Source organism: Agromyces atrinae, assembly GCF_013407835.1.
In the GTDB taxonomy this organism is placed as follows: Bacteria; Actinomycetota; Actinomycetes; order Actinomycetales; family Microbacteriaceae; genus Agromyces; species Agromyces atrinae.
On sequence record NZ_JACCBI010000001.1, the window covers coordinates 3,519,601 to 3,542,295 of the forward strand.

The window sequence follows — 22,695 nt, forward strand, 5'->3', positions numbered from 1 at the left end:
TACGAGCGCACGGCGAACGAGAGGCAAGCGGCGGGTGAACGCCCGGTGCTCCCCGGCGTCAGAGGCCGACGATCGAGCCGAGCTCGCGGCGGGACTCCGCACCGAGCTTGCCGCGGGCCGTGTAGACGTGCGACTCGACCGTGCGCACCGAGATGTACAGGCGCGCCGCGATCTCCTTGTTGCTGAGACGACGGCCGACGAGCACAGCGATCTCGCGCTCGCGATCGGTGAGGTCGGCGACGTCATCCTTCGGAAAGGGCGACGAGGTCGCGTGCCGCCCCGCGGCGTCGGCCGCCACGCGCCCCGCCCAGCGATCCAGCGCCCGCGCGCGGGCCGTGCCTCCACCGTCGCGCGGTCGGTTGCGATCCTCGTGCTCGCGCGCCGCGGCCGAGAGGCTCGACCCCGCGGACACGACGTCGTTCTGGGCGACGGCGACGTCGTAATCGGCGACGTGTCGCGCGAAGCGGTACAGCCGGTGCTTCCCGAGCGGTTCGATGTGCGACTCGTCGAGCACGGCGCGTGCGGCGTGCGGCGAGCCGAGGCGCGAGAGCGCACCCGCACGCAGACTCGAGACGAGAGGTCGCATGACGGCCAGTTCGATGCGCGACACCCGGTCGATCGCCGCCGAGAGCTCGCGCTCGCTCACGGCGTCATCGCCGCGTGCGATGCCGAGCACGATCCCGCAGACGATGCCGGCGAGGGCACGCACGTTCGGTTCGTCGCGTTCGGCGGTACGTCGCACCGCGACCTGCAGTCGCTGTTCGAGACGCGACGACGGCGGCCGACCGGCGAGATGACCGATGAACGCTCGGTGCCCGATGATGCTGAGCTCCATCGAGACCGACAGCGGCCGGCCGCTGACGGGATCGCGCGTCGCCTGTTCGGCGTAGCTGAGGAGCCGGTCGGCTTCCGACGAACGGCCCTCGGCCGCGGCCGCGGCTGCGGCGGAGAGACTCGCACGGATTCGCGAAGCAGGCGACGCTTCCGGCTCGTCGAACGTGCGATGGGCCGCGCGGGTCGCGCCCGCCCAGTCGAGGTCGAGACACGCGGCATCGGCGCGGTGCGCATCGAGTTCGGCGCGCAGGGTGGCCTGGCCGCTGCCGACCCGGGCGATCCAGCGTTCGAGGGCGTCGAGCGGATGACGCTGAGGGTGCCAGACGACGAGCGCACCCCACCACTGCACGAGGCGCAGGCGCGACCGGGTCGTGCCCTCGCGGGGGTCGCGTGCCTCGACGACGGCGTGGGCCTCGTCGAACCGACCGGCCCGGGCGTGTGCGCGCGACTCCTCGACGGCGAGGTCGAGGCACGAGGAGTGAGACGGGTCGCTCCGCACGAACGCGAGAGCGAGGTCGGCGTCACCGACGGCGTTCGCCCGGGCCGCGGCGAGGGCGAGCGCTCGGCTGCGCGTGCGGTCGTCGACCTCGTCGGCGGTGGGCCCGGTCGGCCGATCCGCGTACCACTCCGTCGCGAGAGTACGGAGGATCGCGGGGTTCGAGCGATCGCCGAAGGCGGAGAGTTCGCGGCGGATGAGGTCGTCGAGCGCCGAGTCGACGTGCTCCGTGCCATCCGTGTTCTCCGCCTCGATCGACAGCAGCCGGTTCGCGTGGAGGACCCGTGACGGCGGCACGCCGTCGTGTACGGCGGCACGACGGATGAGCTCGTCGACCGTGCGTGCGTCGAGCGCCCGCAGTGCCGTCGCATGCGCAGCTCCGTCGAGTCGGCCGAGCAGCGCGAGTGCGCGCCGTTCGTCGTCGGAGTAGTCCTCGACGAGTTCCCGTGCCGCCTCCTGGACGGTCGAGCCCGCGGCGCCGCCGTGCAGCGCGTCCAGCGGGTCGCGGTGCGCGCGGATGTTCGACGCAGCCTCCGCGCTCAGTCGCTCGAGGAGTCGCGGCGATCCCGCTGCTCGGGCGACGAGCGACGTTCGGCTGACGAGATCGACGGACTCGCCGAGCGTCGCCGTGACCGAAGCCAGCGCGGCTTCGTCGTCGGTCGTGAACCATGGTCGTACGTCAGGCATCGTGAACCCCCCGGTCAGTGCTCTGCATGCGTCGCTGCGTCGAGGTTCGGGTTCACTGATGCGTCGTCGCCCGCCCAGGTTACCGAGGGGGCCACCCTGTCTCGCGACCCCCGAGCGGGGGTCGACTACCGAGATCCGTCTCGCGCACTACCGAGGCGTCTACCCGCCCGTCTCGGTAGTACGGGGCTAACACCGAAGTGCCGCCTGCACCCGTGTGCCCGTCCACTCACCGCCCTAGCGTGCTTCTCAGATCCCGGTCGAGGATCGCCGGCCTCGCAGCACGGCGAGTGGCGGACACGAGAAATAAGGGGAAGCCGACATGACATCACATCGTTCGACGGGGCCGCGTCGAGACTCCACGACCCGACGACGGGTCTTCGCCATCGCCGCCGGAGGAGCGGTTCTCGGCCTCGGCGTGACGGCGACGCTCGCCGCCTGGACCGACACCGAGTGGGTGTTCGGCGGCGACGGTACCGGCGGTCCCGGCATCGGAACGTCGACGTTCGAGATCCTGCAGAACACGGTCGCGCCCTTCGACGACCCGGCCGACTGGGTCAACGAGGACGCGAACCCCGGTGGCGAGATCACCTTCGGCGTCGACGCGCTCGCGCTGTCGCCGGGCGTCTCGGTCTACGCCGCCGTCGCCCTGCAGACCTCCGACTCGTCGCTCGCCGGCGACGTGCTCCTGCAGTCCGCCGTTCCGGCCGCCGGTATCGCGCAGGACGACCCGGGCGACCTGCTCTACGACGCACTCGAGGTGCGGGTCGCGACCGACGACGCGCTCTTCGATTGCGACCTCACCGCGTTCTCCGGTGCTCCGGGAGCCCCGGGCGTCATCGCCGACGGACCGCTCGCGACGACGGGCGGCGCGGCCGAGCAGAGCCTCCTCGCCCTCGCGGGGAGCACCCAGTACTACTGCTTCGAGGTGACGCTGCCCGCCGGCTTCACACCGGCACCGGGCTCGACGCTCGACGACTACATGGGCCGCACCTTCGCGCCCGCGTGGGTCTTCGACGGCGAGACCGCGTAACCGACCGGGTTCCGCCCCCACTGCGAGGATGACCGTGAGCGCGCCGACGATCGAGCACGAGGTCGTGCCCGTGACCGAATCGCCCCGACGCGGACGCGTCGACGTGCGCGATGTGATCGTCACGATCGTCGGCTCTCTCGGCATCATCGCAGTGGTGTGGTTCGCGGTCTCGGCCGCGTTGTCGCTGTCGATCGTCGTGTTCGTCACGGGGTCGATGGCGCCGACGATGCCGACCGGCACCGCGGCGATCGTGCAGACCGTCGCGGCGAGCGAGCTCGCCGTGGGCGACGTCGTGACCGTCACCCGACCCGACACCGGAACGCAGGTCACGCACCGGATCGTCGCCATTGACCCGGCGGCGTCGAGCGACGAACGCGCACTCACGCTGCGCGGTGACGACAACGTCAATCCTGATCGCGACCGCTACGTCGTCTCCGAGACGGGCCGCGTCGTCGCGACCCTGCCCGGCGCCGGGGCGATCGCTCTCGCGCTCCGCAGCCCGCTCGCCATGACCGCGATCACCCTCGGTGCCGCTCTCGTCGTCGCGTGGGGTCTCTGGCCCCGCCGCGAGTCGCGCCGGCGCCACTGACCGAACAGCGACCGCGACATCCCCCGACCGCATTCCAGGGAGGATCATGCGTCACTCGCCCCGCGCGACACCGCCGTCGCGCACCGTCACCGCGCTCATCGCGGTCGCCTCATTCGCCTCGCTCACCCTCGGAGCGCTCTTCCTCTCCGAGTCGGCGCAGGCTGCATTCATCGACGTGCCGGAGACGGGGCTTCCGGGCACGCTCGTGCTGAGCTCCGACCCGTACCCCGCGGTCTTCACCGACCTCAGCCCGGGTGACCCGGCGTTCTGGCGCATCGACGCTCGACTCGACGACGCCGAGAGTGCGACGCTCACCCTCGAAGCGCGGCAGGGCGGACCCGTCGCCCGTCATCCGCGCGGTGTCACGATGACGATCGACCGATGCTCGGAGCCGTGGTCGACGGGCGATGCTGCGGCACCGCAGTGCTCGAACGGCCTCGCCCGCATCGCGGTCTTCACGCCGGCGGACGACATCTCGTCGTCGAGCCCGTCGTTCGAGTTACGCCCCCTCGTCGCGGGCTCGCCCGAGCATCTGCTCGTCACCCTCGCCGTCGAGGACTCCGCGGCGGCCCGCGCGGACGACACCCTCATGGGCCTCCGCGGCACCCTCGGCATCGGGCTGACGGCGACCGCGGTCGACGGCGCGCCCATCACCCCGATCCCGCCGCGACCGACGCTTCCCGGCACGGGCACGGATGCCGCGTTCACCGGTCTGCTCGCGCTTGTCGCCCTGACCGCCGGAATCCTCGGCCTCGCTCTCGCGCTCACCCGGCGGAGGCGATCGCTCGAGCGCGACACCGCGGTGTCGCACGACTCAGAAGGTACGTGACATGTCGCGAACCCGCTCGCTCACCGGCATCCTCTCGGCGGCCGTCGCCGCCCTCGTGCTCGTACCGGGCACGGTCGCGACGACGACGGCCTCGTGGCCCGACGAGGAATGGGCTCACGGCGCGGTCGAGACGTCGTCGTTCCGCTGCGGTGTCGACGAGGGGTACGCATCGAGTTCGACGGGGCGATTCCTCTCGGGAGAGCTCCTCGGGCAAGACCTCGACTCGCTCCTAGCGCTCCGCGGGGTCGACCTCGCGGTCTCGCCCGCGGGAGCCGTGGCCGTCGATCCGCCGACGTCGATCAACCAGGGTTCGGCGCCTCCCGCGGCGACTTTCACGAACCCGCTCACGGTGTCGGCGCTCAGTGGCATCGTCGGTCTCGACCTCACGGGGCTCACCGTCGGCCTGCCGCTCGGATCGGCCGGTGCCGTCAACCAGTACACGCAGGTCGCGACGACCGGCACCGCAGCGGCCGCATCGGGACTCGTCTCGAACTCGGGCGGAATCGGTGTGACGCCGACGACACCGCAGACGCAGCTGCCGCAGCCGGCGACGGTCGCACTCAGCACCTTCCTGCCGAGCGCAGCGGGAATCACCGACGCGCGCCTCCGCGTGGGCGCGGTGGCCTCGAGCGCGACGCTCGACGGCTGCGCGGCGCTCCGCTCGGCCCTGTGGGGCGACGGGTCGGTGTCGGGGGTCGTGCGCAGCTACGGCATCGCCGGGCTCGGGCTCGAGATCGACAGCCCCCTGCTCGGTGGACTCGTGACGAGCGTGAACTCGGGCTTGCCGACGATTCAGACCGCGGTCAATTCGCTGCTCGGCACGAACGGTCTCATCTCGAGCACCATCCGCTCGTCGGTGCTCGCGAGCCTCGTCTCCGGTCTCGGTGTGGGGTCGATGACGGGAACCGTCAGTCTCTCGGGGCTCGACCTCGCCGGTTCGGTGTCGACCCTCCTCGCGACGCCGCTCACTGACGGCGTCGTGAGCATCGACCTCTCCGGGGGGCGCATCGCCGTCGACCTCGACGCGCTGCTCGGTTACACGTCGACATCGCTCAATACGCTGCCTCCCAACACCGAGCTCGTGCTCAACGACGCCGTCGTCAATGCGCTCGTGGCTCGCATCGGTGCGCTCCTCGACACGTGGACGACGAACATCATCTCGGCACTGACCGAGGAGATACGCACCGCCGTCGTCACCGTCGACCTGCGCACGACCGTGAGCCTCCTCACGGGGGCGGTGCAGCTCGTTCGTCTCGACATCGATCTCGTGGCGCCGCTCTCGGGCCTCCTCGATCAGACGGCGACGTTCACGATCGGCACGGAGGTGCTCGGCCTCGTGAGTGTGCTGAACGGATTGCTCGCGCCGCTCGGTATCAACGTCAACACACTCCTGTCGACGCTCGGCGGTCTCGCCACGGGTCTCGTCGTTCCCGTCGCGAACATAGTGACGACGACGGCGATAGCAGCGGTCACGTCGCTCGGCTCGACGCTCGCGGCGGCGACGGCACCGATCGTGTCGGCGCTCTCGCTCGTGGTCGGGGCGTTGCCCGAGGTTCTCAGCCTGCTCGCCAATGTGCAGAGCAGTACCCCGGCCGTGGGCGATGCGACGCCCGGCTTCACCGTATCGGCCCTCCGGATCGGGCTCGCGCCCGTCATCCCGGGCGATGTCGCGAGCCTGACCTTCGCGACGTCGACGGTCGGCCCGATCTCACCACCGTGAACGACGACGGGGCGTGCGGCCCGGCTCGTGGCCGGTGCCGCACGCCCCGTCGGGGTGCGCGAACGTCAGCGCGCGCGTCGGGTCCTCACGAAGAAGAACCCGGCGACGAGTGCGCCTGCGGCGAGCAGGAGCGCGCCGACGATGGAGATACCCGTGAGGGCGAGTCCGCCCGGGCTGCCGGCCGTGGGGCCGTCGGTTCCCGGCTCGCCCGTGCCGGGTTCACCGGGCTGGCCCGGCTGGCCCGGCTGGCCCGGCTCCCCAGGTTGACCGGGCTGACCCGGCTCACCGGGCTGCCCGGGCTCCGTCGGTGCCTGCTCGACGGTGACGGCGTCCCAACCGATCACCGTGCCGTCGGCCGTGTAGAGCGCCACGCGGTGCTCACCGAGAGCCATGTCCTTCGGCGTCGAGAAGGTCGCGGTGTTCTCCGCCGAGACCGTCGCGGTACCGAGTGCGAGAGGTGTCGAGAAGGCGAAGGCGTACGTCGTCTCGCCGTCACGCCCCGCCGGCAGCGAGATCGTGATCGAGTCGCCCGCCGTGAAGGGGTTCGGCGTCACCTCGATCACGTTCTCGAGTTCCGGAGTGAGGTCGTCGGGGTGGGGTGCCCACTCCGACGACTCGCCGATGACGACGCTCGCGGCGAACGCGCGTCCATCGCGCTCACCGATCGACTGCACGAACGACACCGCGTACGAACCCGAACCCGCGAAGGGCTCGGCCGTCTCGATCGTCCACGAACCGTCGGCGGCGACCTCGGCAGAACCGCGCACCTCGCCGTCGTGCTCGATGCGCACCGCGGCGCCCGGGTAGCCGGTGCCCGCGAAGGACGAGACCTCGGCGTCGAGGGCGTGCACGACCGTGAGATCGGTCGAGAGGCCGAAGTTCGGTCCCTGCGCATCGATGTCGACGCGGTTGTAGAGGAACTGGTCCGTCGACAGGGCGTGGTCGACGACGCGCGTCTCGCCGACGCAGCCGTGCCAGCCGTGCTCGGCCTCGGTGTCCCACGTCGACGTTCCGATGATCCACGGCATGAAGTCGGCCGCCATCATGCCGCCGACGCCCGAGGCGTTCCGCAGCACGGGCACGCCGTCGACGTACATGATCGCCGTGTCCGCACGCGGGTCGTTGACGATCGCGACGTGGTGCCATGCACCCTGCATGATCTCGCCCGACCACAGCGTGTACGAGTTCGCCGTGTCGGAGTCGGCCGCCGAGTACTGGTACTCGCGCAGGTTCGAGATTCCGAGCCAGGCGACGCCCGCACCGGCATCCGAGCTGTCGTTGATGCCGGTCCACGCGCGCGAGCCGCCGCGCGTGAGGGCCGCACCCCAGCGGTTGGCGCTCTCGGTCCAGTTCTCGTCGAGCTGGAGGAAGGTCTCGATCGTGTAGCCGTCGGTCGAGTTGAGGTCGGCGAACGTCGCCGGGGCGCCGTACTCCGTCGTGATGTACGAGAGGCGGTCGGGGCCGTCGGGCAGTCGCGACACGTCGGTGAAGCAGATGGATGCCTGGTCGGCCGAGTAGCCCGCGGCGTTCTCGCGCGTCACCGTGACGTCCTCGAGCTCTTCGGGGGAGTCGGTGTTCTCGATCGCGTTGCGGTACATCGGGCTCTCGCCGGCGATGTCGGGGATGACGGTGTTCTCATCGACGACGCCGGGCTCGACCGAGCCGAAGCGCCAGTGCGCGATCGTGCCGTCGACCTGCACGTAGTCGTTCGATGCGCCGGCCGCGACGAGTTCTCCGCCGCCCGCACCGCCGTCCCAGCCCTCGGAGACGATCTCCTTGGCGCGCTCGGAGAGGTCGCCGTTGGAGCCGTTCGACGGGTCGAGGTCCCAGCCGAAGCGTCCCGCGAAGTCGAAGGCGATCGAGAACGATTGGTTCGCTCCCGTGTAGTACGGCGCGTCCGACGACGAGCGTGCGTCCTCGGCCTTGACTCCGACCCACGGCGAGACCGTCTCGACGTCGATCTTCTGATCGGTCAGGTCGAACTCGAAGAGCGTCATGATGCCGTTGCCGCCGTCCGCGGCCATCTGGTAGTCGGTGAGGATCTGGTGCACCGGGTTGCCGAAGTCGTTCAGGCGCGTCTGCTGCGTCGCGCCGTGGAAGTGACCGTTGAGCGTCAGGATGATCTGGTCGTTGCCGCGGATGAGCTGGTCCCACAGGAGGTCGCCCCACCACCACGGAGCCGGCGACGCCTGGTCCTCCGCGATGTTGATGATGGCGTGCGACGAGAGCACGACGGGGGTGTCCGGGTGGGCGTCGAGGATGCCCTGCGCCCACGCGAACGTGTCGTCCGATGCGTTCCAGGCGAGGGCGAGCGACATCCACTCGTGGCCCTCGGCCTCGAACAGGTAGGCCGACGAGAGTCCGTCCTGGAAGGTGCCGAGCAGCGTGCCGCCCGTCGACTCGGCCTGCTTCGTGAGGGCCGCGGCGCCGAAGCGCGAGCGGTAGTTGCCCGCGTTGTCGGCGAACGAGCGAGCGCCCTGGTTCGCGACGTCGTGGTTGCCGGGAACGATCGAGTAGGTCACCCCGCCGTCGGTGAGGTTCTTCATCGCCTTCTCGGCGGCGTCCCACTCGCTGATGACCCACTGCTGGTCGACGACGTCGCCGACGTGCACGACGAACGGAACCTTGAGCTCGTCCTTGTTGTCGACGATCCACTTCGTCTGCACTTCGTAGGGGTTCGTGCCGTACTTCGGGTAGAACTGCGAGGCGCTGTAGCGCGAGTAGAACTGCGTGTCCGGCAGGACGGGCAGGATGAAGCTCGAGCGCGACTCGTCGCTCGGCGCATCGGCGGGCTCGGCGCTCGCCGCGGCGGTGCCGGTGACGGCGAGCCCGAGGGCGACGGCGACGCTGATCGACGCGGCGATCGCGCGCGTCAGTCGCCGGGAGGTGGTGTGGGGCATGGTTCTTCCTTGGGCTGGGGCGAGGGGCGGATGACTGTGTGCGGCCGACATCGTCAGCGGGCGTTCGCGGAGGCGGGTCCGTAGACCTCGAACTCGGAGAGCGACATCCACGTGTCGTTCGACTTGTTCGAGACGACGGCGCGCATGCCCGTCGCGAGCACGGGGGAGCTCTGCACCTCGAGGGCGAGTTCTGCCGTGGGGTTCGTGTACGGCCATGTCAGGTCGGCGACCGGCAGGTCGACCCATCCGCCGCGGAGGTCCCGGTACTGGATCGTCACCTGGCCGATGTTCCGCTTCGAGTCGCCGCCGCGGTCGAAGAGCGAGGCTCCCGTCACCTGGCGCGGCTCGTCGAAGTAGAACATGACGGTGTTCGGGTTCACCCGGTTGGTCGCGCCGCCGCTCCTCCAGTCGGAGAACCCGACGGCGTCGCGGTTGCCGTCGCTGAGCCCCGAGCCCTCGCCGAACTTCTTACCGAAGTGCACACCCGCGCCGCGCACGATGTTCGTCGTCTCGGTCGCGACGACCGTGACGACGAGGCGTGCGGCGAAGCCGGTGCCGGCCGCCGCGTCGATCGTGAGGGTTCCCTCCTGCTGCAGGGATTCGTCGGTGATGCCCGACCAGTCCCACGAGACGGGCGCGGTGACGGTCGTCTCGGAGCCCGAGACGGTGCGCTCGACGCGTGTCGGCGCGTGCATGCGGAGCTGCTTGACCGTCGTGCCGACGTTCGTGGTCATGGCCGCGTCGACGGCATCGCCGACCGACCCGACGAGGTACTCCGCCGTGACCGTGACGTCTTCGCCGAAGAAGCCCGTGCCGGTTCCGGTGATCGTGACCGTGCCGTCGACGTCCCACACCGAGGCGTCGGGGGCGTCCCACGTGAGGGGCTTCAGCTCGACGCTCGGGCCCCAGCTGTACCGAGCCGTGCGCGAGGCGGGCAGCTCGGGCGCGACACCGCGGTCGGTGCGACCGGAGAAGGCGGCGACCTCGGGGGTGAGCGAGCGCAGGTACCACTTCTGCACGGCGGCGGTGCCCGCGTCGTACGTCTGGATCTCGGCGCCGTCGGCGGTGGCCCAGTTGTACATGTCGAGGGCCGCCGTGCGGCCGTTGCGGTCGCGCTGCACGTTCTGCAGGTAGACCGCCCCGCCGCCGGCATCCACGACGGTCCATTGCGCGTAGGGGTCGACCGCCGCGTCGTCGATCGACACGTCGGCGAGCGTCAGGTAGCGGTAGTGCTCGCTGTCGTTGGCGTTGCGCGCGAGCACCTCGCCCTCATCGTTCGTGAAGACGAACGTGCGGTCGCGGCCGAGCACGGGGTAGGCGGTGACGGCCTGCGCACGGATGTCGGCGGGCTGGGCCGCGCGCGTGAAGATGGCGGCGGCAGCGGTCCATGCGCCGCCCGGGCCCGTCTTCTGCGCGTTCTCGTTGCCGATCTCGAGCACCTTGCGGGCGGCGTGCACGTTCTCGATGAGGAACTGCTCGGGAGATCCGACGACGGTCGACTCCGTCACCGCCGTCGCGGGGGTCGTCGCGGGCGAGAGCGAGAGGGCGAGCACGACGGCTCCGGTCAGGGCGGTCAGGGTGCGCAGGGTTCTGCGTGGGGTCGATCTCATCCGAGAGACATGTCCTTTCGTGGGGCCGGGCGCGGGGGCGCGGGGGCCGACGAAGAACGTAGTCAGCGCGGTCGATCGAGAGGGACCGTGGGGTGAAGCAGAGGTTAATGAAACGTGTCAGTTCGCTTCGGCGGAGAGTCGCACCCACCCCTTGGTCGAGCCATCGGTGTCGGTGAGCATGATCTGAGCGGGGCCGCTGTAGTCGACCGTGTACGAGAACGGATCGGGTTCGGCGACGCCGCACGGGATGCTGCCTTCGAGGAGTGTCTCGCCCGCCCCGTCGACGGCCGCGGTGATGACCCGGAACCCGACCTCGCTGCCGTCGCAATCGCCGTCGACGCGCACGGCGCCGTCGTCGGCGATGGCCCCGGAGATGATGATCTCGCCGGATTCGGGCGCAGCGGCCTCGTCGAACGTCACGCGGGCGATCTCACCGGCACCGATCTCGGGCACGGCGTAGGGTGCCGCGGTCGCCGAGGGTGACGGGGTGGCCGTCGGTTCCGGCGTCGGGTCGGAGGCGTCGGTGCACGCGGCGAGGGTGCCGACGGCGATGAGGGCGATGACGATCGAGTGAATCTTCATCATTCGATCCTCACCCACGCGATGCGCGCTGGCTAGACCCCGTCCCACGCGTCGAGCGTGTCGGTCGCGGCAGCGACGGTCGCCCGAGCCTCCGTCGGGTTGACGCGCGCCAGCGTGTGCGCGGCGATGACGAGGGAGACGAGCGTCACCGCCCGGCGGTCGAGCAGATCGGCGTCGAGGTCGGGGTAGCGCGCGGCGAGTCCCGCGCGAAGCGCTCCTCGGAGCTCGGCGCGATACGCATCGACGACGGCGCGAACGGTCTCATCGCGGGCGATCGAACCCGTCGTCGACGCGAGCAGCAGACATCCGCTTCTCTTCGCCGTCGGAGTGAGCCGCGCGAGCACCCGATCGAGGTGGGCGAGGTAGTCGACGATGGCGTCGGCGGGCGCTCCCTCGGCGACGAGGCCCGCGATGCTCGGCCGCACGACGTCGTCGAGGTAGTCCTGCACGGCGGCGTCGAAGAGGCCGCGCTTGCTGCCGAAGGCGTGGTAGATGCTCGACCGGGCGAGCCCCGTCGCGCGTTCGAGGTCGGGGAGGGATGCCGCGTCGAAGCCGTTCTCCCAGAAGAGGTCGCGCGCCGCGCGCACGACGGCGCCCGTCTCGAACGTAGCGGTGCGGCCCATCGTCTACCTCCATTTGTGTATCGCTCGATCCACTATATATTGGATCAATCGGTACACAAAGAAAGGTCCTCTCGTGACGACGCTCAGCACGCAGATCCAACTCGCTTCCCGCCCCGTCGGCTGGCCCACGCATGACGACTTCCGTCGCGTCGTCGTCGAGCTCGAGCCGCTCGCGCCCGGCGAGGTGCGTGTCGTCAACGAGTTCATCTCGGTCGATCCGTACATGAGGGGGCGCATGAACGACGTGCGCAGCTACACGCCTCCCTACGCCCTCGACGCGACGATGACGGGCGGGGCGATCGGCCGCGTGACCGAGTCGGAGTCGACCGACGTGCCCGTCGGCGCCGTCGTCTCGCACCAGCTCGGCTGGCGGGATGTCGCTCAGGGCGACGCCTCCGGCTTCCGCGTCGTTCCCGAACTGCCGGGCGTGCCCCTCTCGGCGTACCTCGGAATCCTCGGCATGACCGGGCTCACGGCCTACGTCGGCCTCCTCGAGATCGCGCACCTCGCCGAGGGCGACACCGTCTTCATCTCGGGCGCAGCGGGCGCCGTCGGCACGGCCGCGGGTCAGATCGCGCGACTGCGCGGGGCGAGCCGTGTGATCGGATCGGCGGGCACCGATGAGAAGGTCGCCCTGCTCACCGAGAAGTACGGCTACGACGCGGCGTTCAACTACCGATCGGGCCCCGTGCGCGAGCTCCTCGCCGCGGCTGCGCCCGACGGCATCGACGTCTACTTCGACAACGTCGGCGGCGATCACCTCGAAGCTGCGCTCGACGCGTTCTCCGACGGCGGGCGCGCGGCGCTCTGCGGTGCGATCGCGAACTACAACTCCGACGAGACGCCGGCCGGTCCCGACAACATGTCCAACATCGTGACGCGCGGGCTCACTCTCAGGGGATTCACGGTCGGCAACTATCTCGAGCACTTCCCGGCCTTCCAGCACGACATGGCCGAGTGGTTCGCGGCCGGTTCGATCGTGTTCGACGAGACCGTCGTCGACGGGATCGACAACTCCGTCGACGCCTTCCTCGGCCTCATGCGCGGCGAGAACACGGGGAAGATGGTCGTCCGTACCGCCGTGTGATCCCTCGCCGTCGTCGTGCGTGCGCGCCCGCCTGAGGTGCGCGCCCGTGCGACGACGGCGCGTCACGGCGTAGCAGCCCATGGGTCGCATCTGCCGCAGTCGCGTGCCCTGGTCGGCGCAGGACCATGCCGTTTTACTTGCGCGCCGCAACGACTTTGGCAGAATGGGCGCGCCCGATGCAGCTCATCCGACGGGAAAACCATGACCGACTACCTTCCGGCGAGCCTTCACTCCCTGCTCGTCGATGGCGTGACGCGCGTCAACGCGCACAACGTCTCACTCTGGCGCGTCTCGATCCGCGAGCACGACGGCGAGCGCGGCGAGTACCTCGGTGGTTACTCGGAGCCCGACGCTCGGATCGTCGCTCAGCGCGTCGTCGATGCGCTCACGGAGACGCAGCTGTTCGACCCCACGATCGACGCGGTGCAGTCGGGCTACGGCATCCTCATCACGCGCAACTCGCGTCTCGCCCAGGCTCGTCGCCAGTACGCCGACCAGGCCGATCGCCTCGACCGCAGTCGCGAGGAGGTGCGCCGCCACGTCTCCGGGATGCTCGCCTTCGGAGAGTCGATCGCGCGCGTCTCCGAACTCGCGGGCGTCTCGCGTCCGACGGTCACACGGTGGCGTGACGCGGACGCCGTTCATTCTTAACGAGTGTTGCGCAACGACCGTTAATAATCTAGTGTCGAGGCATGGCCTCCCGCGAGCGCATCACTGACCCCGAACGAATCCGTGCCCTCGCGCACCCGATCCGTCTCGAACTCCTCGACTTCCTCGGCGGCGGACGCGAGGCGACGGCGACCGAGTGCGCGGCGCACGTGGGTGAATCGGTCGCGAACTGCTCGTTCCATCTGCGCACCCTCGAGAAGTACGGCTACATCGAGCGGGCCGAGCGGCGCGGCCGCGAGAAGCCGTGGCGCGCCGTCGTCGGCGAGGTCGACCTCCGGCCCGACCCCGAACTGCCCGGCTCGTTCCGCGCCGTGCAGGAGCTCGCCATCCTGAACGTCGATCGCGAGTCCGAACGCCTGCGCTCGTTCTACGCGCACGCCGATCTCGAGACCGACGAGTGGGTCCAGGCGACGACGCTCACGCGCGCCGAGTTCTGGGCGACGGTCGACGAGCTCGCCGAACTGAGCCGCGAGATCCAGTCGCTCGCGGCGCGCTTCGCGGGTCGGGCCGAGAACCCCGAGCTGCGCCCGCCGGGTGCGCGCCGGGCCCATCTGCTCGGGTCGGTGCTCCCCGCCGAACTCGGCTCGGTGCCCGCCGAGGGCGAACGACCGGTGGCGGACGACGCCCCGCGCTCATGACCGCGACGACCGGCGCGCGTCGTCGCACTCTGGCAGCCTGGCGTCGACGCGGGTATCGCCAGCTCACCGGGGCGTGGATGTTCACGAACCTCGCCGACAGTGTGCTCTTCCTCATGGTCGCCGTGTGGGTGAAGGAGCTGAGCGATTCGGATGTCGCGGCAGCACTCGTCTTCGCCGCCTTCGGTCTCGCCGCCGTGAGCGCGCCGTTCCTCGGCCAGCTGGCCGATCGTGTGTCGCGGAAGCGGCTCCTGGTCATCGCGAACGCGGCGATGGTCCCCGTCGTCCTCGCGCTCCTCGCGGTCGATTCCGTCGACTTGCTGTGGCTCGTCTACGCCGTGTTGTTCCTCTACGGCTGCGCGGGATATCTGACGGCCGCTGCCCAGTCCGGAGTCATCCGTGATCTCCTGCCCGACGACGAGCTCGCGGCGGGGAACGGGCTCCTCTCGACGATCGATCAGGCCTTCCGGCTCGGGGCGCCGCTCGTCGGAACCGCGCTCTACGTGCTCGTGGGGCCCGTCGCGGTCATCCTCGTCACCGCGGTCGCCTTCCTCGCCGCCGCCGTGCTCCTCTCTCGACTCGACATCGTCGAGAGTGACCCTGCTCCGCGATCGGGCGGCTACCGACGCGAGATCGTCGCGGGCGTCGCGCACCTGTCGCGGACGAGCCCGCTCGGTCGGCTGACGGTCACGATCGCGATCGCCTTCGCCGCGACCGGTCTCCTGAACGTCGCGGTGTTCCCGATCATGGAGCAGGGGCTCGGTGTCGCTCCCGCGATGCTCGGCGTCTTCGTCGCCGTCCAGGGCGGTGGTGCCGTCGTCGGCGGTGCGATCTCGGCCGTGGTCATCTCGCGGGTGGGGGAGCGTGCCGCGGTAGGGCTCGGTCTCGTCGTGCTCGCCCTCGGCACGGCGGCACTCCTGACCTCGTCGATCCCACTCGTGATCGCGGCGATGCTGTTCATCGGCGCGAGCGTGCCGGTGCTCATCGTCGCGTACGTGACCCTACGTCAGCGGCTGACGCCGCCCGGTCTGCAGGGGAGGGTCGGTGCGGCGTCGAATCTCGCCTTCAACCTTCCCCAGACCGTCGCGACCCTGGGCGGTGCGGCGCTCCTCGGCCTCATCGACTACCGCTGGTTGATCGCGGTGACGGCGGCCGTCGTCCTCGTGTCCTCGATCGGTGCGTGGGTGCGGGGGCGCGCGCCGCGGCCGGAGCTCTAGGCGGTGACGCGCTCGTGCGCGAGCCGCTCGAGTTCGGTGCGATCGAGCTCTCGGCCGAAGATCGGACCGCCGGGCTGCAGGTGGGCGCCCTCGCGCAGCGCACCGATGTCGACGGCGTCGAATCCGATCGCCTCGATGATGCGGGCGACGGCGGCCTTCGCCTCGTCGTCGTCTCCGGCCACCGCGAGTGCTCGGCGGAGCGGCGCACCGGCCGGCAGGGCGTCGTCCTCCATCTCGTGATAGCCGAGATGGTTGAACGACTTCACGAGCCGCGCCGCGGTGTTCCGGGTGCCGATGATCTCGCTCGTCGAGCGACCGTCGGCTTCGACCTCGTCGATCGTGCCGTCGATCGGCGGCCAGTAGTTCATCGCGTCGACGACGATGCGACCGTCGAACTCGTCCCACGGCAGACTGTCGGCCTTGCCGAACGGCACGGCGACGATGATGATGTCCGACTCGCGCGCGAGGGTGAGGGCGTCGGCGACGCGGGCGCCGGGCGCGACGACCCCGACGAGCAGGTCGAGGGCGCTCTGCCGGGGCGAGCCGGCGATCAGCACGGGGTGGCCGGCGGCGACGAAGAGTCGCGCGAGTGCCGTGCCCACCTTGCCTGCGCCGTAGATGCCGATTCGCGGCCGTTCGTTCTCTGACTCCACGCTGTGCTCAACGCTCGGGCGTCGCCGATCATTCCGCGCGGGCGGGGAATAGGGTCGACCCAGGGCGGGTTGGTGCAAATATGCAAACGTATGAAAAGGGAGCCGAACGGATGACCGGAGCGATCGAACTCGGACTGGACACCTTCGGCGACGTGACCGTCGCACCCGATGGCACGACTCTCTCGCACGCCGAGGTCCTTCGGAACGTCGTCGCCGAGGGCGAACTGGCCGACCGCGTCGGTCTCGACTTCTTCGGCGTCGGCGAGCACCACCGCGAGGACTTCGCCGTCTCAGCACCCGAGGTCGTGCTCGCGGCGATCGCGGCACGCACCGAGCGCATCCACCTGGGCAGCGCCGTCACCGTGCTCTCGAGCGACGACCCCGTGCGCGTCTTCCAGCGCTTCTCGACACTCGACGCCCTCTCGAACGGCCGCGCCGAGGTCATCCTCGGGCGAGGCTCGTTCATCGAGTCCTTCCCGCTCTTCGGCTACGACCTCGCTCAGTACCAGCAGCTGTTCGACGAGAAGCTCGACCTCTTCGCCGAGCTCCTCAAGCAAGAGCCGGTGACGTGGAACGGAACGCTTCGCCCGTCGCTCGACGGCCAGCGCGTGTACCCCGAGGTCGCGGGCGATCTGACGACCTGGATCGGCGTGGGCGGAAGCCCCGAATCGGTCGTGCGCGCCGCGAAGTACGGGCTGCCGCTCGTGCTCGCGATCATCGGCGGCTCGGCCCGTCGCTTCGCACCACTCGCCGACCTGTACCGCCGGGCCCTCGCACAGTTCGGCACGCCGCTCCAGCCCATCGCGATCCACTCGCCCGGGTTCATCGCCGAGACCGACGCGCAGGCGCTCGAAGAACTCTGGCCGCACTACGAGGGCATGCACAACCGCATCGGACGCGAGCGCGGCTGGGGCCCGACGTCGCGCGAGCAATTCGAGCACGAGGCCGGCCCCGACGGCGCACTCTACGCGGGATCGCCCGAGACCGTCGCAGCGAAGATCGTCGACTCGATCGTGCAGATCGGTGCGAGCCGCTTCGATCTCAAGTACTCGAGCGGAACGCTGCCCCACGAGGCGTCGATGCGCACGATCGAGCTGTACGGCACCGTCGTCGCGCCTCTCGTCCGAGAGCGGCTCGCGGCCCTCGCCGAGGCCGACCCGGTGTCATCCGCGGGCTGAGCGCATCGCCGCCGAGCGCTGCTGGCGGCTCCAGCCGCGGAACCACGCCGTGTCGGGAACGCGCGCGAGGAAGGGCCCCGCGATGACGGTGATGAGCACGTAGGCGGTCGCGAGCGGTGCGAGCTGCGGCGCGACGCCCGCCCCCACGGCGAGCCCGGCGATGACGATCGAGAACTCGCCGCGCGGTGTCAGGGCGAACCCGGCGCGCCAGCGGCCGGGCACGCCGATGCCCGCGCGGCGTGCGGCGAGATATCCCGTGCCGACCTTGGTCGCGATCGTGACGACGGCGAGCACGATCGCGGCGGGAAGTACGGGAAGCAGGTCCGCCGGATCGGTCGTGAGCCCGAAGAACACGAAGAAGACCGCGGCGAAGAGATCGCGGAGCGGGGTGAGCAGTCGCCCGGCGTGCTCGGCTACCCGTCCCGAGAGTGCGATACCGACGAGGAACGCGCCGACCGCGGCCGAGACGTTGACCTGCGCGGCGAGCCCTGCGACGAGCATCGTCAGCCCGAGTACGCCGAGCAGCAGCGGCTCGGGGTGGTCGGGGGTGAAGACGCGCGAGATGACGGGACCGTGGCGAAGAGCCACCCACAGGATGACGGAGACGACGCCGACCGCGACGGCCACGGCGACGGCGCCCTGGACGAGGCTCACGCCGATGACGACGGCCGAGAGGATCGGCAGGTAGAACGCCATCGCGAGGTCTTCGATGACGAGCACGGCGAGCACAGTTGGCGTCTCACGGTTGCCGAGCCGACCGAGATCGCGCATCACCTTGGCGACGACGCCCGACGACGACACCCAGGTGATGCCCGCGAGAGCGACGGCCGCCGCAGGCCCCCAGCCCATCACGAGCGCGAAGAGCGCACCGGGAACCGCGTTGAGGCTCGCGTCGATGAGCCCGGCGATCTTCGACTGGCGGAGGTTCGTCAGCAGCTCGCCGGCCGTGTACTCGAGTCCGAGCAGGGCGAGCAGCAGGATGACGCCGATCTCCGAGCCGATCTCGAAGAACTCCTCGCTCGCGCCGAGCGGCACGATGCCGCCGTTGCCGAAGGCGAGGCCCGCGACGAGGTAGAGGGGGATGGGGGAGATGCCGATGCGGATCGCGAGACGACCGAGCAGGCTCATGCCGAACAGGAGCGCGCCGATCTCGATGAGGATGAGCGTCGTCTCGTGCACGGCTCTCTCCTCGGCTCAGTCCGGTCCGGTGGCGAAGAGGCGACTCACGGCGTCGAGCCCCGCGCGCGTGCCCACCGCGACGATGATGTCGCCCGCGTAGAGAACGTCGGACGGCGTCGGCGAGGGGATGACGGTTCCGTCGCGAGAGAGTGCGACGATCGAGACGTGCGTGCGGGTGCGCGTCTTCGAGTCGCCCAGAGGGCGGCCCGCGAACGGCGAGTCGATCGGCAGTTCGATCTTCTCGACGTAGATGCCCGCGATGTCCTCCGCGAGGCTCGCGAGACTCGAGAGCATGACCGAACCGCCGAGCACGTCGGCGAGGGCTGCGGCCTCGTCATCGCTCATCGAGATCGAATCGGATGACGCGTCGGGATCGTCGACGTCGAAGATCGTGAGGTCGCGTTCACCGTCGCGGTGCGAGACCACGCCGACACGTCGACCGCCCTCGGTCACGATGTCGTGCCGGACTCCGATGCCCGGCAGATCGACCTTCTCGATGCGTGCGCCCACGGGGCAACGCTAGCGCACGGCGCGCGTCGTCATCGTGAGAATGTCGGTGCCGTCGACGGTCGTCGACGCGAGGTCGACGGTGACGCGTCCGAGCTCAGCGAGGCTCGTGACGTGGGTGCCTCCGCACGCGATGCGAGCGGCACCACCGGGCAGGTCGCAGACCCAGTGACGGAGGTCGGTGAGCAGCTCGCCGTCGCGCTCGACCGTGACGCTCGCCGCGGTGTCGATCCACTCCGAGAGCTGCGCATCGATCGCGCGTGCGAGGTCGGGCAGGTCACCCGTGAGCCCCTCGGTCGTGAACCCCTTGCGACGGAGCGATTTGTTGAGACGGAAGACGTCGACGGAGCCGAACGGCTCGATCGTCGAGGAGGAGATCGCCGCGGCGTCGAAGTCGGGCGAACCGAGGGCATCGAGGCGGGTCTCCTTCGTCCACCGGTCGGCGACGGCGCGGTTGAGCGCGAGAGAAGCGAGGTGGCACGCGGTGTGCCCGATCGAGAGCGTGCCCCGGGTATCGGCGTCGGCGCGGAGGAGGGCCTCGTCGCCCTCGGCCGGGTTCAGCCCCGAATCCGCATCGACGAGGTGCGCGACGACGAAGGTCCAGCCGTCGTCGCCCGGTCGTGCAGGGATGTCGGAGCCGAGGAACAGGGAACGCCCGTCGGTCGCGCCGACGACGCAGTCGACGATCGTCGCGGTGCGTCCGCCGATGACGATCTCCGCGACATCCGCGCCCTGATCGGGCCACGAGGCATCGACCGGGTGCACGCTCGTCGACTCGGTGAGCACGGCGATGCGGTCGCCGACGGGTTCGACGTGGAGGACCGTCGACCGCTCCTCGAGCGCGCCGGTCGCGTACGTGACGCGCGTATCGGTGCGCGGCAGCGTCATGTCAGGCGCCGTCGGCCTTGCCGAGCACGTGGAACGGGATCGCGAAGGAGAGCGAGACGGCGACGATGCCGCTGAAGAAGACCGGAGCCTCGAAGCCGACGACCTGGAAGGCGACCGACATGACCCAGATGCCGAAGCTGAAGAGAACGAACGAGAAAAGGAACGCGACGACGTTCACGGGGGACCTCCTGGTACCGGGCGGGCAATCGCTCCAGTCTAGCCAGGCGCCCCGTCGGGCACCGGGCCGAGCCATGCGGTCGCCATCGTGCCGTGGGCCGAGTCGTCGCTCGACGGCTGGAAGAGACCCGCGAGCACGTCGCGATAGAGACGGCCGAGCTCGTCGCCCGCGAAGTAGCTCGATCCGCCCGCGACGCGCACCGACGCCTCGACGACGTCTTTCGCCGTCTCGGTCGCGCGCACCTTGAGCGCCGAGAGCCGGGCGAACCAGAATGCTCCGTGATCGACGTCGGAGTCGACGTCGCGCGCGAGCCCCGTGAGCTGCGGGCCGAGGGCGTCGAGGGCGATGGCGGCCGCGGCGATGCGGCGGCGGACGTCGGGATCGTGGGCGAGGGGGCGGCCGAGCTTCGCCGACGTGCGGCGGTGCGCAGCCTCGACGGCGAGTTCGAGGGCACGGTCGGCGATGCCCGTGTAGACGGACGACAACAGGATCTCGAACGCCGCGAAGATACCGAAGACGAGCGGATCGGCGTGGGGTCCGGGGGCGAACCTCCGCACCACGCGGTCGGCCGAGGCACGGGCGCCGTCGAACACGGTCGTCCGACTCTGGCTGGCGCGCATGCCGAGCGTGTCCCAGTCGTCGAGGGCGCTCACTCCGGGGTCGCCCCGATCGAGGAAGGCGTACACGATCTTCGGAGCGTCGGCCGAGGTCGAGTCGAGGCCCATCGTGCCGAGGCGGGTCCACGCGGGCGACATCGAGGTGAAGATCTTCCTCCCCGTGAAGCGGTAGCCGCCGTCGGATTCGGGTACGGCGGCCGTCGTCGACCCGAAGAGCATGAGGTCGTTGCCGGCCTCACTGATGCCGAAGCCGAAGACCTCGCCGTCGGCCGCCTCACGCAGCACGAAGTCGAGGGAGTCGTCGCCGTGGGCCGACAGCCGAGCCGCGACGGCGGTCCAGACGAGGTGCATGTTGACCGCGAGCGCGGTCGCGGGAGCCGCGGCCGCGAGCCGACGCTGCAGGGCGACGGCCGTCTCGAGGGTCGCGCCCGAGCCGCCGAGCGCGACCGGAACGAAGAGTCTCAGGTACCCGGCCGCGGCGAGCTCGGCGAGGTCGTCGTCGAAGAAAGTGTTCTCGCGATCGTGCCCGGCGGCACGCGAATGGATGCGAGCGAGGAGGTCAGCAGAGAGGAGCGATTCGGCCGTCACGCGGGCCAGCCTAAACCTGCCCGTCCGCAGCCGCGCCCTCCCCGCCCCGTTTGTGACTCTTGGATGTCACTCTCGCCTCACCAGAACAGCACGAACAGGTCGCAAACCGGGCCGCGTCAGCTCGGACTGATCGTCGTCACCGGTTCGGTATCGGGCAGCGGGCTCGCGTCGCGACCGCGCAGGTCGGGGTGCCAGCGACGGAAGACCGCGGGGATGAGGAAGCCTACGAACGCGAAGGCACCGGCGGCCCAGAAGGCGCCGACCGCACCGTTGCCGTCGATGAGGAAGCCCGCGACGGCCGAGCCGAGCGCGGCGCCGATGAGCTGGCCCGTGCCGACCCAGCCGTACGCCTCGGCGGTGTCGCTGAACTTGACGCTCGCCGAGACGATCGCGAAGAGCACGGCGAGGGCCGGCGCGATGCCGATGCCCGCGATGAAGAGCGTTGCGGCGAGCCACCAGAAGTCCATCATCGCCATCGCCGCGGCGGTTCCCGCGAAGACGATGAACATGCGGCGGGCGGTCGACCACGGTCCGATCGGCACGTGGCCGAGGCTCAGGCCGCCGACGATCGATCCGATCGAGAAGATGGCGAGCACGATTCCGGCATCCGCGCCGTCGTGGCCGAACACGGCGACGACGCCCGCCTCGATGGCCGCGCACGCGCCGACGAGCAGGAAGCCCACGACGGTTGCGAGGAGCACGGGCGGGCGGGTGAGGACGACGCCGAGCTTCCGCCGCGAGCGGGGGATGCGCACGCGCCCGAGCTCGGGGGAGGAGATGAACCACGCTCCTCCGCCGAGGAGGAACGCGACGGCGACGAGGATGCCCCATACGGTGCTGATCTGCGTCGAGATGAACGTCGTCGCGACGGGGCCGATGACCCAGATGATCTCCTGCGCGGTCGCATCGAGCGAGAAGAGCGGCGTCAGCTGCTTCGAGTTGACCATCTTCGGGTAGATCGTGCGCACCGCGGGCTGGATGGGCGGCATGCTGATGCCCGCGACGAAGGCGACGGCCATCGCTGCGGGAACGCTCAGCGTGACGATGCCGATCGTCGTGATCGCGGCCGAGCAGATGAGCAGGGTCACGGTCAGCACGGGGCGCATGCCCCAGCGACCCATGAGGCGGCTCGTGAGCGGGCCCGCGATCGCCTGCCCGATCGACATCGCGGCGAGCACGAGGCCCGCGGCGCCGTACGATCCGGTCTGGCGTTCGATGTGCAGCAGGAACGCGAGAGAGAGCATCCCGAAGGGGAATCGCGCCGTCAGCTGGGCCGAGATGATCCGCGCGACTCCGGGTGTCTTCAACAGGTCGGAATAGCGGCTCACAAATCGATAATCGTACTCTTCGCGGGCACGCCCCACACCCCTCCCCCCGGTCGCGAACGAGTGGGGGAGAG

At 70.3% G+C, this 22,695-nt stretch carries 21 protein-coding genes; 9 read left to right on the forward strand and 12 right to left on the reverse strand.

Annotated elements, in window-relative coordinates; genetic code table 11:
- Positions 1-58: 58 nt before the first annotated feature.
- Positions 59-2,017 carry a helix-turn-helix domain-containing protein gene (locus BJ972_RS17005; protein ID WP_206736528.1) on the reverse strand — a complete coding sequence of 653 codons (1,959 nt, stop codon included), beginning with the start codon at positions 2,015-2,017 and terminating at the stop codon, positions 59-61.
- 319 nt (positions 2,018-2,336) lie between these two features.
- Here BJ972_RS17005 and BJ972_RS16330 point away from each other — a divergent pair, with 319 nt between their 5' ends.
- The 4 genes from BJ972_RS16330 to BJ972_RS16345 are packed head-to-tail and all read left to right on the forward strand — an operon-like array spanning position 2,337 to position 6,185.
- Positions 2,337-3,047 (forward strand): SipW-dependent-type signal peptide-containing protein, encoded by a 711-nt coding sequence (locus BJ972_RS16330; RefSeq protein ID WP_129175766.1) that lies wholly within the window; start codon positions 2,337-2,339, stop codon positions 3,045-3,047.
- A gap of 34 nt (positions 3,048-3,081) precedes the next feature.
- The gene (locus tag BJ972_RS16335) at positions 3,082-3,636 is read left to right on the forward strand and encodes a signal peptidase I (protein ID WP_164989955.1); all 555 of its coding nucleotides are present in this window, start codon (positions 3,082-3,084) and stop codon (positions 3,634-3,636) included.
- A 46-nt stretch (positions 3,637-3,682) separates the two neighbouring features.
- A complete protein-coding gene (locus tag BJ972_RS16340; RefSeq protein ID WP_129175770.1) occupies positions 3,683-4,465 on the forward strand; it encodes a hypothetical protein in 783 nt (260 codons plus the stop codon).
- 1 nt (position 4,466) lies between these two features.
- Positions 4,467-6,185, forward strand: a complete 1,719-nt coding sequence (locus BJ972_RS16345) for a choice-of-anchor G family protein (protein ID WP_129175772.1) — start codon at positions 4,467-4,469, stop codon at positions 6,183-6,185.
- Positions 6,186-6,250: 65 nt separating this feature from the next.
- Here BJ972_RS16345 and BJ972_RS16350 read toward each other — a convergent pair whose 3' ends face one another.
- The 4 genes from BJ972_RS16350 to BJ972_RS16365 form a co-directional block, all read right to left on the reverse strand.
- A complete protein-coding gene (locus BJ972_RS16350; protein WP_164989956.1) occupies positions 6,251-9,085 on the reverse strand; it encodes a LamG-like jellyroll fold domain-containing protein in 2,835 nt (944 codons plus the stop codon).
- 53 nt (positions 9,086-9,138) lie between these two features.
- Entirely contained in the window at positions 9,139-10,695 is a 1,557-nt protein-coding gene (locus BJ972_RS16355; protein ID WP_129175776.1) for an RICIN domain-containing protein, read from the reverse strand.
- 117 nt (positions 10,696-10,812) lie between these two features.
- Positions 10,813-11,277, reverse strand: coding sequence for a hypothetical protein (locus tag BJ972_RS16360; RefSeq protein ID WP_129175778.1), 465 nt, complete (start codon positions 11,275-11,277; stop codon positions 10,813-10,815).
- 32 nt (positions 11,278-11,309) lie between these two features.
- Positions 11,310-11,900 (reverse strand): TetR/AcrR family transcriptional regulator, encoded by a 591-nt coding sequence (locus tag BJ972_RS16365; RefSeq protein ID WP_129175780.1) that lies wholly within the window; start codon positions 11,898-11,900, stop codon positions 11,310-11,312.
- Positions 11,901-11,973: 73 nt separating this feature from the next.
- Between BJ972_RS16365 and BJ972_RS16370 the strand changes: the two genes are divergently transcribed.
- From BJ972_RS16370 to BJ972_RS16385, 4 genes are all read left to right on the forward strand, one after another.
- Entirely contained in the window at positions 11,974-12,987 is a 1,014-nt protein-coding gene (locus BJ972_RS16370) for an NADP-dependent oxidoreductase (RefSeq protein ID WP_129175782.1), read from the forward strand.
- A gap of 201 nt (positions 12,988-13,188) precedes the next feature.
- Complete coding sequence (locus BJ972_RS16375; protein WP_129175784.1) at positions 13,189-13,638, forward strand: helix-turn-helix domain-containing protein; 450 nt, start codon at positions 13,189-13,191, stop codon at positions 13,636-13,638.
- Between the two features lie 41 nt (positions 13,639-13,679).
- Entirely contained in the window at positions 13,680-14,294 is a 615-nt protein-coding gene (locus BJ972_RS16380) for an ArsR/SmtB family transcription factor (protein ID WP_129175786.1), read from the forward strand.
- The gene (locus tag BJ972_RS16385; RefSeq protein ID WP_129175789.1) at positions 14,291-15,508 is read left to right on the forward strand and encodes an MFS transporter; all 1,218 of its coding nucleotides are present in this window, start codon (positions 14,291-14,293) and stop codon (positions 15,506-15,508) included. Before BJ972_RS16380 ends, BJ972_RS16385 begins: the two co-directional genes overlap by 4 nt.
- Here the strand turns inward: BJ972_RS16385 and BJ972_RS16390 are convergent.
- Positions 15,505-16,161 (reverse strand): NADPH-dependent F420 reductase, encoded by a 657-nt coding sequence (locus BJ972_RS16390; RefSeq protein WP_164989957.1) that lies wholly within the window; start codon positions 16,159-16,161, stop codon positions 15,505-15,507. The genes BJ972_RS16385 and BJ972_RS16390 overlap by 4 nt on opposite strands.
- A gap of 110 nt (positions 16,162-16,271) precedes the next feature.
- Here BJ972_RS16390 and BJ972_RS16395 point away from each other — a divergent pair, with 110 nt between their 5' ends.
- Positions 16,272-17,339: an LLM class flavin-dependent oxidoreductase gene (locus BJ972_RS16395; RefSeq protein ID WP_129175793.1), complete on the forward strand. Its 1,068-nt coding sequence runs from the start codon at positions 16,272-16,274 to the stop codon at positions 17,337-17,339.
- On the opposite strand, the gene BJ972_RS16400 is transcribed toward BJ972_RS16395, so the two are convergent.
- The 6 genes from BJ972_RS16400 to BJ972_RS16425 all read right to left on the reverse strand — a co-directional run bounded on the left by BJ972_RS16400 (position 17,325) and on the right by BJ972_RS16425 (position 22,624).
- Positions 17,325-18,518 (reverse strand): cation:proton antiporter, encoded by a 1,194-nt coding sequence (locus BJ972_RS16400; protein WP_129175795.1) that lies wholly within the window; start codon positions 18,516-18,518, stop codon positions 17,325-17,327. The two genes, BJ972_RS16395 and BJ972_RS16400, sit on opposite strands and share 15 nt — an antisense overlap.
- Before the next feature lie 15 nt (positions 18,519-18,533).
- Positions 18,534-19,028, reverse strand: coding sequence for a cation:proton antiporter regulatory subunit (locus tag BJ972_RS16405; RefSeq protein ID WP_129175797.1), 495 nt, complete (start codon positions 19,026-19,028; stop codon positions 18,534-18,536).
- A gap of 9 nt (positions 19,029-19,037) precedes the next feature.
- Entirely contained in the window at positions 19,038-19,913 is an 876-nt protein-coding gene (locus BJ972_RS16410) for an alanyl-tRNA editing protein (protein ID WP_129175800.1), read from the reverse strand.
- A gap of 1 nt (position 19,914) precedes the next feature.
- On the reverse strand, positions 19,915-20,091 hold the full coding sequence (locus tag BJ972_RS16415) for a hypothetical protein (RefSeq protein ID WP_164989958.1): 177 nt from the start codon (positions 20,089-20,091) through the stop codon (positions 19,915-19,917).
- A 38-nt stretch (positions 20,092-20,129) separates the two neighbouring features.
- On the reverse strand, positions 20,130-21,296 hold the full coding sequence (locus BJ972_RS16420; protein ID WP_129175802.1) for an acyl-CoA dehydrogenase family protein: 1,167 nt from the start codon (positions 21,294-21,296) through the stop codon (positions 20,130-20,132).
- Positions 21,297-21,412: 116 nt separating this feature from the next.
- On the reverse strand, positions 21,413-22,624 hold the full coding sequence (locus BJ972_RS16425) for an MFS transporter (RefSeq protein ID WP_129175804.1): 1,212 nt from the start codon (positions 22,622-22,624) through the stop codon (positions 21,413-21,415).
- Positions 22,625-22,695 lie beyond the last annotated feature (71 nt).

Bases quoted from the DNA above. Each gene is read 5' to 3' on its own strand.
- BJ972_RS16375 (WP_129175784.1), top strand. From the start codon at position 13,189: ATGACCGACTACCTTCCGGCGAGCCTTCACTCCCTGCTCGTCGATGGC.
- BJ972_RS16365 (WP_129175780.1), bottom strand. From the start codon at position 11,900: ATGGGCCGCACCGCTACGTTCGAGACGGGCGCCGTCGTGCGCGCGGCG.
- BJ972_RS16350 (WP_164989956.1), bottom strand. From the start codon at position 9,085: ATGCCCCACACCACCTCCCGGCGACTGACGCGCGCGATCGCCGCGTCG.
- BJ972_RS16360 (WP_129175778.1), bottom strand. From the start codon at position 11,277: ATGAAGATTCACTCGATCGTCATCGCCCTCATCGCCGTCGGCACCCTC.
- BJ972_RS16355 (WP_129175776.1), bottom strand. From the start codon at position 10,695: ATGAGATCGACCCCACGCAGAACCCTGCGCACCCTGACCGCCCTGACC.
- BJ972_RS16410 (WP_129175800.1), bottom strand. From the start codon at position 19,913: ATGACGCTGCCGCGCACCGATACGCGCGTCACGTACGCGACCGGCGCG.
- BJ972_RS16340 (WP_129175770.1), top strand. From the start codon at position 3,683: ATGCGTCACTCGCCCCGCGCGACACCGCCGTCGCGCACCGTCACCGCG.
- BJ972_RS16395 (WP_129175793.1), top strand. From the start codon at position 16,272: ATGACCGGAGCGATCGAACTCGGACTGGACACCTTCGGCGACGTGACC.
- BJ972_RS16385 (WP_129175789.1), top strand. From the start codon at position 14,291: ATGACCGCGACGACCGGCGCGCGTCGTCGCACTCTGGCAGCCTGGCGT.
- BJ972_RS16330 (WP_129175766.1), top strand. From the start codon at position 2,337: ATGACATCACATCGTTCGACGGGGCCGCGTCGAGACTCCACGACCCGA.
- BJ972_RS17005 (WP_206736528.1), bottom strand. From the start codon at position 2,017: ATGCCTGACGTACGACCATGGTTCACGACCGACGACGAAGCCGCGCTG.
- BJ972_RS16380 (WP_129175786.1), top strand. From the start codon at position 13,680: ATGGCCTCCCGCGAGCGCATCACTGACCCCGAACGAATCCGTGCCCTC.
- BJ972_RS16345 (WP_129175772.1), top strand. From the start codon at position 4,467: ATGTCGCGAACCCGCTCGCTCACCGGCATCCTCTCGGCGGCCGTCGCC.